Annotated in this window: 3 protein-coding genes and 1 pseudogene; all 4 read left to right on the top strand. The window is 71.5% G+C overall.

Translation table 11 applies throughout. The features are described 5' to 3' along the window. Positions 1-175: 175 nt before the first annotated feature. A pseudogene (locus ABT297_RS29610) lies at positions 176-6118 on the top strand (type I polyketide synthase); the annotation flags it as partial. Positions 6119-6221: 103 nt separating this feature from the next. Next, positions 6222-8435 (top strand): type I polyketide synthase, encoded by a 2214-nt coding sequence (locus ABT297_RS43225; RefSeq protein WP_502885666.1) that lies wholly within the window; start codon positions 6222-6224, stop codon positions 8433-8435. Next, a complete protein-coding gene (locus tag ABT297_RS29625; RefSeq protein WP_502885667.1) occupies positions 8435-13969 on the top strand; it encodes a type I polyketide synthase in 5535 nt (1844 codons plus the stop codon). Before ABT297_RS43225 ends, ABT297_RS29625 begins: the two co-directional genes overlap by 1 nt. Beyond that, a partial coding sequence (locus tag ABT297_RS29630) for a type I polyketide synthase (protein WP_502885664.1) occupies positions 13966-15845 on the top strand: 1880 nt, incomplete at its 3' end. The genes ABT297_RS29625 and ABT297_RS29630, both read left to right, overlap by 4 nt.

Consider the following 15845-nt stretch of genomic DNA (forward strand, 5'->3'; position numbering starts at 1 on the left):
TCGCCACATGGGGCGGGCAAGGCCGCGGGCCAGTGTCTCGTCGGACGCTATCGAAACGATATCGCCGGCTGGCAGTATTTCTGTCGCGACGCAATTCCGTCCTCTGTGGGCTGCTGGCGGGCAAGTCAAGTAGAGAACAACTGATTGCAATTGGGTCGGCTTGAAAATGAGTGATATGAAACCCATCGCTCCTGTCGCGATTGTTGGATATTCCTGTAGGTTTCCGGGGGCCAGTGATCATGCTGCGTTCTGGCGGCTCCTGAGCGAGGGCCGGGACGCGATCGGCGAGGTGCCGGCGAATCGTTGGGACGCCGCCGCGCTCGCCGGGACACCGCAGACCCGGGCCGCACGCTGGGGTGCGTTCCTCGACGATCCGAGCCTCTTCGATGCCGACTTCTTCGGGATCTCACCTCGCGAGGCCACGGCGATGGATCCGCAGCAGCGGCTGGTGCTGGAGCTGGGCTGGGAGTCGCTGGAGCACGCCGGCATCGTGCCCGCCGCGCTGGGCGGCAGCAGGACCGGGGTGTTCGTCGGGGTCGCGCTCGACGACTACGCCCTGTTGCGCGGCCGGCTCGGCGTCACCGCGATCACGACCCACTCGGCCGTCGGCAGCCTGCGCAGCTTGATCGCCAACCGGCTGTCGTACCTGCTCGGGGTCCGTGGGCCCAGCCTGATCGTCGACTCCGGACAGTCCTCGTCGCTCGTCGCCGTCCATCAGGCCTGCGAGAGCCTGCGCGCGGGTGAGTGCACGGCCGCGCTCGCCGGTGGCGTCAACCTCAACCTCGCGCCGGACACCGCCCTGGCGATGGCCACGGCCGGTGCGCTCTCCGCGGACGGCCGCAGCTACACCTTCGACTCGCGCGCCAACGGATACGTGCGCGGCGAAGGCGGAGCCCTCGTGGTGCTCAAGACGCTCGACCGGGCCCTCGCCGACGGGGACCGGGTGCGATGCGTGATCCGGGGTGGCGCGACCAACAACGGTGCCGCGACCGAGGGGCTCACCGTTCCGGACGCCCACGCCCAGCGGGAAGTGATCGAGCTCGCGCTCCGGCGCTCCGGCGTCCCCGCCGGCGCGCTCCAGTACGTCGAGTTGCACGGCACGGGAACCGCTGTCGGCGACCCGGTCGAGGCGGCCGCGCTCGGCGCGGCGATCGGCGCCCACCGTCCCTGCGCACAGCCCCTGCGGATCGGCTCGGTCAAGACGAACATCGGCCATCTCGAGGCGGCCGCCGGCGTGGCCGGACTGCTCAAGGTGGTCCTGTCGCTGGAGCACGAGTTGCTGCCCGCCAGCCTCAACTTCGTCACGCCGAGCCCGGCCATCCCGCTGGACCGGCTCAACCTGAGTGTGCAACGGGAGTCGAGCCCCTGGCCGGCGACCGGCGACATCCGCCGCGCCGCGGTGAGCGCGTTCGGCCTCGGCGGCGCGAACGCGCACCTGGTCCTCGAGGAGGCGCCGCGGCCGGTCCGCCGGCCCGCCGGTGACGAACCGCCGGCGCCGGAGTCGGATGCTGCCGGCGATCGGGCGGACCCGGTGATGTGGGCGCTGTCGGGCCGCACCGCTGAGGCACTGCGCGGTCAGGCCGCCCGGCTGCACGCCCACCTTGTCGAGCGCCCCGGCGTCGCCCCGGTCGATGTCGGTTACTCGCTACTGACCGGGCGTACGGCCTTCGAGAGCCGGGCCGCGGTGACGGGACGGGACCGCGACACGCTCCTGCGGGGCCTGCGGGCGCTGGCCCGCGGCGACGCCGACGCCTCCCTGGAGACAGGCGTGGCCGTCCGGTCCGCCGGGACGGCGTTCGTCTTCCCCGGTCAGGGCCCGCAGTGGCCGGGCATGGCCGCCGCGCTGCTGGAAGCCGTTCCCGAGTTCGCGTCGGGCATCGCCGAATGTGAGCGGGCGTTGGCGCCGTTCGTCGACTGGTCGCTGACCGGTGTGTTGCGAGGCGAGGCGGGCTCGGCGTCGCTGGAGCGGGTCGATGTGGTCCAACCGGCCCTGTTCGCGGTGATGGTGTCTCTGGCCGGGCTGTGGCGTGCGTACGGGGTCGTGCCGGACGTCGTCCTCGGCCACAGCCAGGGTGAGATCGCCGCGGCCTGTGTCGCGGGCGCGTTGTCGTTGGGCGATGCCGCGAAGGTGGTGGCGCTGCGCGGCAGGGTGTTGCGTCGGCTGGCCGGCAGGGGCGGCCTGGTGTCGATGGCGGTGGACCGTGGCCGCGCCGAGGAGCTGATCTCGCCGTACGGGGACAGGGCCGTCATCAGCGCTGTCAATGGCCCCTCGGCCGTGGTGGTGGGCGGTGAGCCCGCGGTGCTGGACGCGGTGCTGGCCGACTGCGCGGGTGCCGGCGTGCGGGCCCGGCGCGTCCCGATCGACTACGCCTCGCATTCGCAGCAGGTGGCGCTGGTTCGCGACGAGCTGCTCGAAACCCTCGCCGACGTGCGGGCCCATGCCGCCGAGATCCCGATCTGCTCCTCGGTGACCGGTGCGCTCATCGACGGCGCGACGCTGACCGCCGAGTACTGGTATCGCAATCTGCGGGAGCCCGTGGAGTTCGCCCGAGCCACCAGGAGCCTGCAGGACGCCGGGTTCGGCCGATTCGTCGAGGTGAGTCCCCATCCCGTGCTGCTCGCCGCGATCGACGGCACCGCCGAGGAAGCCGGCCGGGCGGTGGCCACGATCGGCACGCTGCGCCGCGACGACGGTGGCCCCGATCGCTTCCTGGCCTCGCTCGGCACCCTGTACGTGCACGGCGGCTCCGTCGGCGGCGAGGCCCTCCTCGCGCGGCCGGGAGCACGCCGGACCGACCTGCCGACGTACGCCTTCCAGCGCCGCCGCTACTGGCTGACGGATCCGCAGCCCGGCATCGGGGCGCCCGGGCAGCCGCCGGCCGGCGATCGGCGGGTCCCGCCGGAGGACGTCGCGCACCTGGTACGCGTACAGATCGCTCGCGTCCTCGGCCGCGCTACCGTCGAGGACCTGCCCGCCGGGCGCACGTTCAAGGAGCTGGGCCTTGACTCCCAGTTAAGCGTGGAGCTGCGGGACCTGCTGATCCGCGGCACCGGCCTGCGGCTGCCGAGCACCCTGATCTTCGACCACCCGACTCCGGACGAGCTGATCGCCCACCTGGGCCGGCGGCTGCGCGGCGACACCGAGCCGGCGCGGCCTCCGGCCGGGCGGGAGACGTCCGTGGCGGACGACGACCCGGTGGTGATCGTCGGCATGGCCTGCCGGCTGCCGGCCGGTATCACGTCACCGCAGCGGTTGTGGCAGGCCGTCGCCGACGGCGTCGATGCCACCGGCGAGTTCCCCACGGACCGCGGCTGGGACCTCGCGACCTTGCACGACAGCGACCGGCTCGGCGGCAGCTCTGCGCGGCGCGGCGGGTTCCTGGACGACGTGGCGGACTTCGACGCCGACTTCTTCGGGATCAGTCCGCGCGAGGCGATCGCGATGGACCCGCAGCAGCGGCTGCTGCTGGAGACCTCATGGGAGGCGCTCGAAGGGGCCGGCATCCAGCCGGAGCGTCTGCGCGGCGATCGGGTGGGCGTGTATGTCGGCGCGACCGCCATGGAGTACGGCCCCCGCTTGCACGAGCCGGTCGAGGGAACCGACGGGCTCCGGCTGACCGGCACCTCCACCAGCGTCGGTTCCGGTCGCATCGCCTACACCTTCGGCCTGCTGGGCCCGGCGATCACCATCGACACCGCCTGTTCGTCGTCGTTGGTGGCGCTGCACCTGGCGGCTCGGGCGCTGCGCACCGGGGACTGCTCCCTCGCGTTGGTCGGCGGCGCGACGGTGATGGCAACTCCGGGCATCTTCGTCGAGTTCTCCCGGCAGGGCGGCCTGGCCTCGGACGGGCGCTGCAAGGCGTTCTCATCGGACGCCGACGGCACCGGCTGGGCCGAGGGCGTCGGCATGCTCGTGCTGGAACGGCGATCGGACGCGGTGGCGAACGGACACGCGGTGCTGGCCGTGATCCGCGGTTCGGCGGTGAACCAGGACGGTGCGTCGAACGGGCTGACGGCGCCGAACGGCTCGTCGCAGCAGCAGGTGATCCGGCTGGCGCTGGCCGACGCGCGGTTGTCGGCCGCGGACGTGGATCTCATGGAGGCGCACGGCACGGGTACCCGGCTGGGCGATCCGATCGAGGCGCAGGCGCTGCTGGCGACCTACGGGCAGGGCCGGGCCGAGGACCGGCCGCTGTGGCTGGGGTCGATCAAGTCGAACGTGGGCCACACCCAGGCCGCGGCCGGAGTGATCGGCGTGATCAAGACGATCATGGCGATGCGGCACGGGATGATGCCGCGCACGTTGCACGTCACCGAGCCGTCGCCGCACGTCGACTGGTCCTCCGGAGCGGTCGAGGTGCTGGTGGAGTCGCGGCCCTGGCCGCGCATGGGACGACCGCGCCGGTCGGCGGTGTCCTCGTTCGGCATCAGCGGCACCAACGCGCACGTCATTCTCGAGTACCCCGAGCCTGCCGACTCCGCCGGTACCGCGCAGCCCGCTGTCGAACCGGCGCCGGTCGGCGACGTCCTCGTCCCCTGGGTGCTGTCGGCCCGGGACGAGACCGCGCTGGCCGCGCAGGCCCGGCGGCTCGCCGGCACCGCGGCGGACCTGAGCCCGATCGACGTCGGCTGGTCACTGGCGAGCACCCGCAGTCACCTCGCCCACCGCGCCGCCGTCCTCGGGCGGAGCGGCGCCGACCTGCTCGACGGCCTCGCCGCGCTGGGCGACGGCCGTTCCACGGCCGGGGTCGTACGCGGCCGCCCGGTTTCCGGCGGTCCGGTCTTCGTCTTCGCCGGTGAGGGCTCGCAGTGGACCGGCATGGCCCGGCAGCTGCTGGAGATCTCGCCCGCGTTCGCGGCCCGGATGTCCGAATGCGGGGCGGCCCTCGCCCCGCACACGGGCTGGTCGCTGCTCGCCGTCGTTCGCGGGGAGGACGGAGCACCGTCGCTCGACCGGGTGGACGTGGGCCAGCCCGCGCTGTTCGCGGTGAGCGTGTCGCTGGCGGCGATGTGGGAGTCCCACGGCGTACGCCCGGCGGCGGTGGTCGGACACTCCCGCGGCGAGATCGCCGCGGCCTGCGTGGCCGGCATGCTCTCCCTGCCCGACGCGGCCCGGCTGATCGCGGCCCGTGGCCGGCTGCTGCACGCCTCCGGACTGGCCGGCAAGGGCGCGATGGCCTGGGTCGCGCTGACCCCCGACCAGGTCTGCGGCCGGCTCGACGCGACCGCCGGGCTCGAGATCGCCGCCGTCAACGGGCCCGCTTCGGTCGTCGTCGCGGGCGACCCGCGGCGACTCGGCGAGCTCACGGCGGCCTGCGCCGCCGACGGGATCCGGACCCGGCCCGGCACCGCCGGCTTCGCCTTCCACTCCGCGCAGATGGAAACCGTCGCCGCCGCGCTCGCCGAGGCGGCCGCGTCGGTCGTCCCGCAGCCGACAGCGGTGCCGTTCTTCTCCACGGTCAGCGGGGCCAGGCTCGACGGTACCGTCGACGCCGCTCACTGGCAGCGCAACCTGCGCGACACCGTGCGGTTCGACGCCGCGGTACGCGCCCTGCTCGACGCCGGGCACGAGCTGTTCATCGAGGTCAGCCCGCACCCCGTGCTCATCCCCGCGATCCAGGAGACCGCGGATGCGCTCGGCCGTCCGGTCGCGGTCCTGGGGACGCTGCGCCGCGGTGAGGACGGCCGCTCCCGGCTGATCACCAGTCTCGCGGCTGCCCACGTACACGGGGCGGACGTCGACTGGGCCAATGTCTTCGCCGGGTCCGCGGCGCGAGTGGTGGACCTGCCCACGTACGCCTTCCAGCGTCGGCGCTACTGGCTCGCCACCGGCCGGTCCACCGACCTCGCCGCAGCCGGGCTGACCGCTGCCAGACACCCGCTGCTGAGCGCCGCGGTGGAAGTCGCCGGTGTCGACGCCGCCGTGGTGTTCACCGGCCGGCTGTCCAGGCACACGCAGCCGTGGCTCGACGACCACGCCATCGGCGACACCGTCCTCGTGCCGGGCACCGCGCTGGTCGAGCTCGCGCTCCGCGCGGGCGACGAGGCCGGCTGCGATCTGGTCGAGGAGCTCACCCTGTTCGCCCCGCTTGTGGTGCCCCGCGAGGGTGCGCTCAGCCTGCAACTGGTGATCGGCCAAGCCGTCGACGGTCGCCGGCCGGTCGGCATCTTCTCCCGCGCCGCCGACGAGCTGTCGCCGGGCGGATGGACCCAGCACGCCGGTGGGACCCTGGCCGAGGCCGGGCGTCCCGAGCCGGGCGAAGGACTGGCGGTGTCCTGGCCCCCCCGCCGGCGCCGAGCCTGTCCCCGTCGACGACTTCTACGCCCATCTGCGAGAGCGCGGATACCGCTACGGTCCGGCGTTTCAGGGACTGCGGGCGGCCTGGCGCCGCGACGGCGAGGTCTTCGCCGAGGTGGCCCTGCCCATGAACACCGAGGCGCCGGACGAGCGCTACGGCGTGCATCCAGCCGTGTTCGACGCCGCGCTGCACGCCATGTTGCTTCCCGGCTTCCTCAGCGGGCCGACGGTCCTGCCCTTCGCCTGGACCGGCATCCGCCTGCACGCCACCGGCGGACTCGCCCTGCGGGTGCGGATTGCTCGTCTGGGCGGCGAGACGGTCTCGGTGTCCGTCGCCGACTCGCAGGGCGACCCTGTCCTGACGGTCGATTCCTTGACGGTACGCCCCGTCGCGCCCGACCAACTCGCCGCCGTGCGCCGCGCCGACGGCCTCTACGAGGTTCGGTGGACCCCCGTCACGGGCTCCGCCCACGTGTCCCTGCCGTGGGTGGCCTGGGCGGGTGCGGCGACGCCGACCGTCGCGGCGGGTGCCGTGCTCGTCGACTGCCGCACCCTCGATACCGGCCCGGATCTGCCCGGGAACGCCGCCGCCGCGGTGTGGCGGGTCCTTTCCGCGACGCGGGAGTGGCTGGGGCGCGACGGATTCACGGACTCCCGGATGGTGGTGGTGACCCGCGGAGCCGTCGGCGAGGCGGTGCCGGATCCGGCCGGTGCGGCGGTCTGGGGCCTGGTGCGCTCGGCGCAGCTGGAGCATCCGGGCCGGTTCGCGCTGGTCGACGTGGGCGGCGACCCGGGAGCCGACCTGCCGGGGGTGCTCGGCGCGTCGGGCGTGTGGGACCTGCTGGGCTCAGAGGACCAGATGATCGTGCGGTCTGGCCAGGCGTCGGCGGCACGGCTGGCCTCGATCATCACCGGCGACGGCGACGGCGACGGCATGACCGTCCTGGGCGACGGCGCGGTGCTGATCACCGGCGGCACCGGGACCCTGGGCGGTCTGGTGGCGCGGCATCTGGTGCGGCGTTGGGGCGTGCGGCATCTGGTGCTGCTGTCGCGCCGGGGCTCGGCCGCCCCGGGCGCGGCGGCGTTGGTGACGGAGCTCAGCGACGCCGGGGCCCGAGTCGACGTGGTGGCATGTGACGTGGCCGACCGCCCGGCGCTGGCGTCGGCGTTGGCGGCTGTGCCGTCGTTGTCGGCGGTGGTGCACGCGGCGGGCGTCCTGCGCGACGCGACGGTGGCGAACATGTCGGCGGAGAACGTCGACACGGTCTTCCGGGCGAAAGCCGCGTCGGCGTGGCACCTGCACGACCTGACCGCGCATCACGACCTGTCGGCGTTCGTCCTGTTCTCGTCGGCCACCGGCGTGCTGGGCGGGGCCGGACAGGGCAACTACGCCGCGGCCAACGCCTTCCTGGACGCCTTGGCGGTGCGCCGGCACGCGGCGGGCCAGCCGGCGCTGTCCCTCGCGTGGGGGCTGTGGGCAGCGGCGAGCGGGATGACGGGCGGGCTCTCGTCGGCGGACCGCCGGCGGCTGGCCCGCAATGGCCTCGCCGCGATGCCCGACGAGGAGGCGCTGGCGTTGCTCGACGCCGCCCTCACCACCGGCCGGGCCACCGTCGCTCCCATGCGCCTGGACCTGTCCGCGCAGCGCGATCGCGTGAGCCTCCCTCCGCTGTGGCGAGGTCTGATCCGTGCCCCGCGCCGCGGTGCCGCGACCGCCGAGGACAGGCCCGATCTGCGGGGACGACTCGCCGCTCTCGTGGAACCGGAGGACCGCGAGTGGCTGGTGGCCGAATTCGTCCGCGCCGAGGTCGCTGCCGTCCTGGGCCACGACCGGCCGGAATCCGTCGACGTGCATCGTGCCTTCAACAAGCTCGGTCTCGACTCGTTGACCGCGGTCGACCTGCGCAACCGCCTCAGCCAGGCCGTAGGACTCCGGCTGCCGGCAACGCTGGTCTTCGAGCATCCCCGCCCGATCGAGATCGCCCGGCATCTGGTGCGGGAGCTGACCGGCGGTGCCGAGGGCGACTCGCCCGTCCCGTTGTCCTTCGCCACTGCGGTGGAGGACGACGACGGTCTGATCGATGACATGGATGTTGCGGATTTGGTCCGTTTGGCGATCGAGGGTGTTGAGTCGTGATGGTTGTGTTGGGTGGCGGTTCGGGGGAGATGTCGCGTGAGGCGTTGGTTTCTGCTTTGCGGGAGTCGGTGAAGGAGTCTTCGCGGTTGCGTCGGCAGAATCGTGAGTTGGTGGCGGCTGTGGGTGAGCCGGTTGCGATTGTTGGTATGGCGTGTCGTTTTCCGGGTGGGGTGGTGTCGCCGGAGGGTTTGTGGGATTTGGTGTTTTCGGGTGGGGATGGGGTTTCGGGGTTTCCGGTGGATCGGGGTTGGGATTTGGGGCGGTTGTTTGATTCGGATCCTGGTGGTGTGGGTCGGTCGGCTGCGCGTGAGGGTGGTTTTGTTCATGATGTGGCGGAGTTTGATGCGGAGTTTTTTGGTATTTCTCCGCGTGAGGCGTTGGCGATGGATCCGCAGCAGCGGTTGATGTTGGAGGCGGCGTGGGAGGCGTTTGAGCGGGCGGGTTTTGATCCGTTGTCGTTGCGGGGGTCGCGGACGGGTGTTTTTGCTGGGGTGTTGAGTCATGAGTATGAGTTGGTTTTGGAGGGTTCTGATGATGTTGGTGGTCAGCGGTTGGTGGGGAATTTGGGGAGTGTGTTGTCGGGGCGGGTGTCGTTTGTTTTGGGTTTGGAGGGTCCGGCGTTGACGGTGGATACGGCGTGTTCGTCGGCGTTGGTGGCGTTGCATTTGGCGGTGCAGGCGTTGCGGCGGGGTGAGTGTGGTTTGGCGTTGGCTGGTGGTGTGACGGTGATGGCGCGGCCGACGTCGTTTGTGGAGTTTACGCGGCAGGGTGGGTTGGCTGCGGATGGTCGGTGTAAGTCGTTTTCGGCGGCGGCGGATGGTACGGGTTGGTCTGAGGGTGTTGGTGTGTTGGTGGTTGAGCGGTTGTCGGATGCGTTGGCGGGTGGTCGTCGGGTGTTGGCGGTGGTTCGTGGTTCGGCGGTGAATCAGGATGGTGCGTCGAATGGTTTGACGGCGCCGAATGGGTTGTCGCAGCAGCGGGTGATTCGGGCGGCGTTGGCGGATGCGGGTTTGGGTCCGGGTGATGTGGATGTGGTTGAGGCGCATGGGACGGGGACGCGGTTGGGTGATCCGATTGAGGCGCAGGCGTTGTTGGCGACGTATGGGCAGGGTCGGCCGGTTGGGCGGCCGTTGTGGTTGGGTTCGGTGAAGTCGAATATTGGTCATACGCAGGCTGCGGCGGGTGCGGCGAGTGTGATCAAGTTGGTTGAGGCGTTGCGTCATGGTGTGTTGCCGAAGACGTTGTATGTGGATGAGCCGTCGCCGTTTGTGGATTGGTCGTCTGGTGCGGTGTCGTTGTTGGCTGATTCGGTGGTGTGGGAGCGGGGGGATCGGCCGCGGCGTGCGGGTGTGTCGTCGTTCGGGATCAGTGGTACGAACGCGCATCTGATCCTTGAGGAACCCCCCGCCGTCGACGAACCGGACAGCACCGACGCCGGCAGCGCCGAGACCTCCGGCACCGTCGTGTGGCCCGTCTCCGCGGCGAGCCCCCAGGCCCTGCGCCGCCAAGCCGAGCGGCTGCGTTCCCACCTGCTCGCCCGTCCGCGGGAGCGTCCCGCCGACGTCGGCTTCTCGCTCGTCACCACCCGCGCCACGCTGTCGCACCGGGGCGTCATCATCGGCGACGACCGCGACACCATGCTCGACGACCTCGAGGTGCTCGCCGGAGGCGGTACCAATGCCCGGGTCGTTCAGGGCACGCCCCCGGGTGGGGACCTCGCGTTCCTGTTCGCGGGACAGGGGGCACAGCGCGCCGGCATGGGACGGGAGCTCGCCGCTCGTTTCCCCGTCTTCGCCAAGGCACTTGACGAGGTCTGCGACGCCTTCGGCGACCAGCTCGGCCGGCCGCTGCGGGACGTGCTGGCGTCGGGGGACCAGGAGCTGCTCGACCGGACCGTCTTCACCCAGCCCAGCCTGTTCGCCTTCGAGGTCGCCCTGTTCCGGTTGCTCCGGCACGCCGGCATCCGGCCACGCCGCGTCGCCGGCCACTCGATCGGGGAGATCGCCGCGGCGCACGTGGCCGGGGTGCTCTCGCTGCGGGACGCGGCCACCCTCGTCGCGGCGCGCGGCCGGCTCATGCAGGCGCTTGCCGAAGGCGGCGCGATGGTCTCCGTCCGCGCCACCGAGGAGGAGGTGGCCGCCCTGCTGATCGGGCGGACCGGGCGTGTCGCGATCGCGGCCGTGAACGGATCGCAGGCGGTCGTGTTGTCCGGCGACGAGGACGCGGTGCTGGAGATCGCCGATCGGCTCGCCGCGCAGGGCCACAAGACGCGACGGCTGAGGGTCAGTCACGCGTTCCACTCGCCTCGCATGGACCCGATGCTCGACGAGTTCCGGGTCGTGGCGCGGACGCTGACCTATCACTCGCCCAGCCTGCCGCTGGTGTCCACCCTGACCGGGGAGTCGGTATCCGCGGCGGAGATCGGCTCGGCCGACTACTGGGTCCGGCACGCGCGGGAAGCGGTGCGGTTCGGCGACGCCGTGCGCCATCTCCAGGACATCGGGGTCAGGACGTATCTCGAGATCGGCCCCGACGCCGTGCTGACCGCCATGGGCCAGGAGTGCGTCGCCGAGATCGAGGGCACGACGCCCGAGCTCGTACCGGCGCTGCGCAAGGCACAGCCGGAGGAGCGGTCGTTGTTGATCGCCCTCGCGCGGCTGCACGTGCGGGGCTTCGTGCCGGACTGGGCGGCCCTGCTCGCCGACACCGGCGCCAGGCGCGTCGACCTGCCCACCTCCGTCTTCGATCGCAAGCGTCACTGGCCGAGCCCGGCGCGGCGCGGGCCCGCCGATGCGACCGATCTCGGCCTCGACGCTGTCGGCCATCCGCTGCTCGGCGCGGCCGTACGCCCGGCCGGCACCGACACCCTGCTGCTGGCCGGACGGCTCGCCCGCGACACCCACCCCTGGCTCACCGATCACCGGGTGGGGGACAACGTGTTGTTCCCCGGCGCGGGGCTGGTGGAACTGGCGCTCGAGGCCGCTGCTCACCTCGGCGCCGACACCCTCGACGAGCTGACGATGCTGGCCCCGCTGGGTCTGCCGGAGAGTGGCGCGGTCGACGTTCAGGTCCTCGTCGCCGAGGCCGACCCGGCCGGGCGGCGGTCGCTCGCCGTGCACGCCCGCCCCACCGGTTCCGGCGACTGGAACCAGGTGGCGGGCGGCACCATCTCCTCGAGCGACCCGGTCACCGTCGACTTCCCAGCCGTCTGGCCTCCCGTCGAGGCCGAGGTGGTCGACCTGAACGGCTGGTACGACGAGATCGCCGAGCGCCAACTGCACTACGGTCCCGCCTTCCAGGGGCTGCGCGCGGTGTGGCGGCGCGGCACCGAGGTGTTCGCCGAGATCGGCCTCGGCGAACAGGAGGCTCGGCAGGCCGGCGGATACGGGCTGCACCCGGTGCTGCTCGACTCGACGCTGCATGCGATCGGACTGGGCGCGTTGCCGGATACCGGGCAGACCCGGCTGCCGTTCGTCTGGACCGGGGTACGCCGTCATTCCGGCGGGACGTCCTCCGTCCGGGTCCGGGTCGCTGCGATCGGGCCGGACGCCGTGTCGTTGACGCTGACCGACGACGGTGGCCGCCCGGTCGTCTCGGTGGAGTCGCTGACCCTCCGTGCGGTCAGCGCGAACCAGCTCGGCCGGCAGCCGGATCCGTTGTTCCAGGTGCACTGGACGGCGGTCCCGGCCGAGCCGGCCACGGCCGTGTGGGCGGTCCTCGGCGACCGCCAGGACCTGGCGCTGGAGCTGGCCGCCGCCGGGCAGCAGGCCCGCACGTACCCGGACCTGACGGCGCTGGCCGCCGCGCTGGACGCGGGTGCCACCGTCCCGGACGCGGTGCTCCTCCCGCTGACGGGCGCCGGAAGCATGAACGGCGCCGACGTGGCCGCCTCGGTCCACGCCGCGTGCCACGAGTCGCTGGCGCTCGCGCAGACCTGGCTCGCGGACACCCGGTTCGCCGCTGCCCCGCTGATCGCCGTCACGCGTGGCGCGGTCGCGGCGACGCCCGGCGAGACCGTCACGGACCTGGCGGCCGCGGCGGCCCGGGGCTTGCTGCTGACGGCCGGGACCGAGAACCCCGGCCGGTTCGTGCTCGTGGACACCGACGCCGAGCCGGCGTCCGTGCGGGCCCTGCCACAGGTCCTCGGCGCCGACGAGCCGCAGCTCGCCGTCCGCGACGGGGTCCCGCTGGCCGCCAGGCTCGCCCCCGTTGCCGCCACAGCCGCCGGCCTTCCGTCGTGGCCGGAGCACGGCACCGTGCTCGTCACCGGCGCGACCGGTGCGCTGGGCCGGCTCGTCGCCCGTCACCTCGTCACCGAGCACGGAGTGCGGCACCTGCTGCTCGTCAGCCGCGGCGGCGCGCGGGCCGCCGGTGCCGGGGAGCTGCGCGCCGACCTGACCGGGCTCGGCGCCGAGGTCACCATCGCGGCCTGCGACGTCGCCGACCGCGACGCGCTCGGTCGGCTGCTCGCCTCGATCCCAGCCGCGCATCCGCTGACCGCCGTGGTGCATGCCGCGGGCGTCCTCGACGACGGGATCATCGGCGCGCTCACCACAGAGCGCGTCGACGGGGTACTGCGACCCAAGGTTGACGCCGCGTGGAACCTGCACGAGCTCACGCGCGACGCGGGCCTGACCGCGTTCGTCTTGTTCTCCTCCATCGCGGGCGTCTACGGCAACGCCGGGCAGGCCGGCTATGCCGCGGCCAACGCGTTCCTGGACGCGCTGGCCCGGCACCGGCGGGAGCAAGGACTGCCCGCCGTTTCGCTGAGCTGGGGAGCCTGGGCGGACAGCGGCATGGCGGCCACCCTGAGCGCGACGGACCTCGCCCGGGTCGCGCGCTTCGGCTTCGGCGCGCTCAGCGACGCCGACGGACTGCGCCTGTTCGACATCGCCCTCGGCCACGACGCGGACCACGTCGTACCGGTGCGGGTGGAGACGAGCGCCCTCGGTGCGGACCCCGCGCCCCTGCTGCGCGGCCTGGTACGCGCCCGGCGGATACCACAGCAACGCGTCGCCGACTCGGATCTGCTCCTGCGGCGACTCGCCACGCTGAGCCCGCGCGACCGGGAGAAGGCGCTACTGGACCTCGTCCGCGTCGAGACGGCCGCGGTGCTCGAATACACCGGCGCCGGCAAAGTGCCGCGGGACCGGACCTTCATCGAGCTCGGTGCCGACTCGCTCACCGCTCTGGAACTGCGCAACCGGCTCAACAGGGCCAGCGGGCTGAACCTGCCGCCGACCGTCGTGTTCGATCACCCGACACCGGTTGTGCTGGCCAGGCTGTTGCAGGCCGAGCTCCTCACCGCGCCCGAGGAGCCCGAGCAGGACGACTTCGACGAGGCCCGCTTCCGCCGCGAGCTCGCCGCGGTGCCGGTGAGCCGGCTGCGTGAAGCGGGTCTGCTGCCGGGTCTGCTGGCGCTGCTCGGTGCCCAGGCCGGCGCCTCCGCCACCGTGGCGAAGGACGACGGTCTGATCGATGACATGGATGTTGCGGATTTGGTCCGTTTGGCGATCGAGGGTGTTGAGTCGTGATGGTTGTGTTGGGTGGCGGTTCGGGGGAGATGTCGCGTGAGGCGTTGGTTTCTGCTTTGCGGGAGTCGGTGAAGGAGTCTTCGCGGTTGCGTCGGCAGAATCGTGAGTTGGTGGCGGCTGTGGGTGAGCCGGTTGCGATTGTTGGTATGGCGTGTCGTTTTCCGGGTGGGGTGGTGTCGCCGGAGGGTTTGTGGGATTTGGTGTTTTCGGGTGGGGATGGGGTTTCGGGGTTTCCGGTGGATCGGGGTTGGGATTTGGGGCGGTTGTTTGATTCGGATCCTGGTGGTGTGGGTCGGTCGGCTGCGCGTGAGGGTGGTTTTGTTCATGATGTGGCGGAGTTTGATGCGGAGTTTTTTGGTATTTCTCCGCGTGAGGCGTTGGCGATGGATCCGCAGCAGCGGTTGATGTTGGAGGCGGCGTGGGAGGCGTTTGAGCGGGCGGGTTTTGATCCGTTGTCGTTGCGGGGGTCGCGGACGGGTGTTTTTGCTGGGGTGTTGAGTCATGAGTATGAGTTGGTTTTGGAGGGTTCTGATGATGTTGGTGGTCAGCGGTTGGTGGGGAATTTGGGGAGTGTGTTGTCGGGGCGGGTGTCGTTTGTTTTGGGTTTGGAGGGTCCGGCGTTGACGGTGGATACGGCGTGTTCGTCGGCGTTGGTGGCGTTGCATTTGGCGGTGCAGGCGTTGCGGCGGGGTGAGTGTGGTTTGGCGTTGGCTGGTGGTGTGACGGTGATGGCGCGGCCGACGTCGTTTGTGGAGTTTACGCGGCAGGGTGGGTTGGCTGCGGATGGTCGGTGTAAGTCGTTTTCGGCGGCGGCGGATGGTACGGGTTGGTCTGAGGGTGTTGGTGTGTTGGTGGTTGAGCGGTTGTCGGATGCGTTGGCGGGTGGTCGTCGGGTGTTGGCGGTGGTTCGTGGTTCGGCGGTGAATCAGGATGGTGCGTCGAATGGTTTGACGGCGCCGAATGGGTTGTCGCAGCAGCGGGTGATTCGGGCGGCGTTGGCGGATGCGGGTTTGGGTCCGGGTGATGTGGATGTGGTTGAGGCGCATGGGACGGGGACGCGGTTGGGTGATCCGATTGAGGCGCAGGCGTTGTTGGCGACGTATGGGCAGGGTCGGCCGGTTGGGCGGCCGTTGTGGTTGGGATCGGTGAAGTCGAATATTGGTCATACGCAGGCTGCGGCGGGTGCGGCGAGTGTGATCAAGTTGGTTGAGGCGTTGCGTCATGGTGTGTTGCCGAAGACGTTGTATGTGGATGAGCCGTCGCCGTTTGTGGATTGGTCGTCTGGTGCGGTGTCGTTGTTGGCTGATTCGGTGGTGTGGGAGCGGGGGGATCGGCCGCGGCGTGCGGGTGTGTCGTCGTTCGGGATCAGTGGTACGAACGCGCATCTGATCCTTGAGGAACCCCCCGCCATCGAACCCGTCGACCGGGGCGCACCGCATCCGGGTCCGGTCGCGCTGGTGCTGTCCGCCCGCAGCGCACAAGCCCTGCATGACCAGGCCGGGCAACTGCTGCCGTTGCTGCGTGACGGCGTCACCCAGCCGCTCGACCTGGCACACGCCCTTGTCACCACGCGTGCCGCGTTCGAGCACCGCGCCGTCGTCGCCGGCGACCGGGACGCTCTGGTGGACGGGCTGACCGCCCTGGCGACCGGCGACACCGGACCCGACGTCGTCGGTGGCGTGGCGGAGGAGCCCGGCTCCGTGGTGTTCGTGTTTCCGGGTCAGGGTTCGCAGTGGGTGGGTATGGCGCGGGAGTTGTGGGAGCAGTCTGCTGTTTTTGCCGAGCGGATGGCGGAGTGTGAGGTGGCGTTGTCGCCGTTTGTGGGTTGGTCGTTGCGGGATCGGGTGTTTGGGGGTGATGCGTGGGATCGGGTTGA

It is taken from the genome of Dactylosporangium sp. NPDC000555, from assembly GCF_040300025.1.
Taxonomy (GTDB): Bacteria; Actinomycetota; Actinomycetes; order Mycobacteriales; family Micromonosporaceae; genus Dactylosporangium.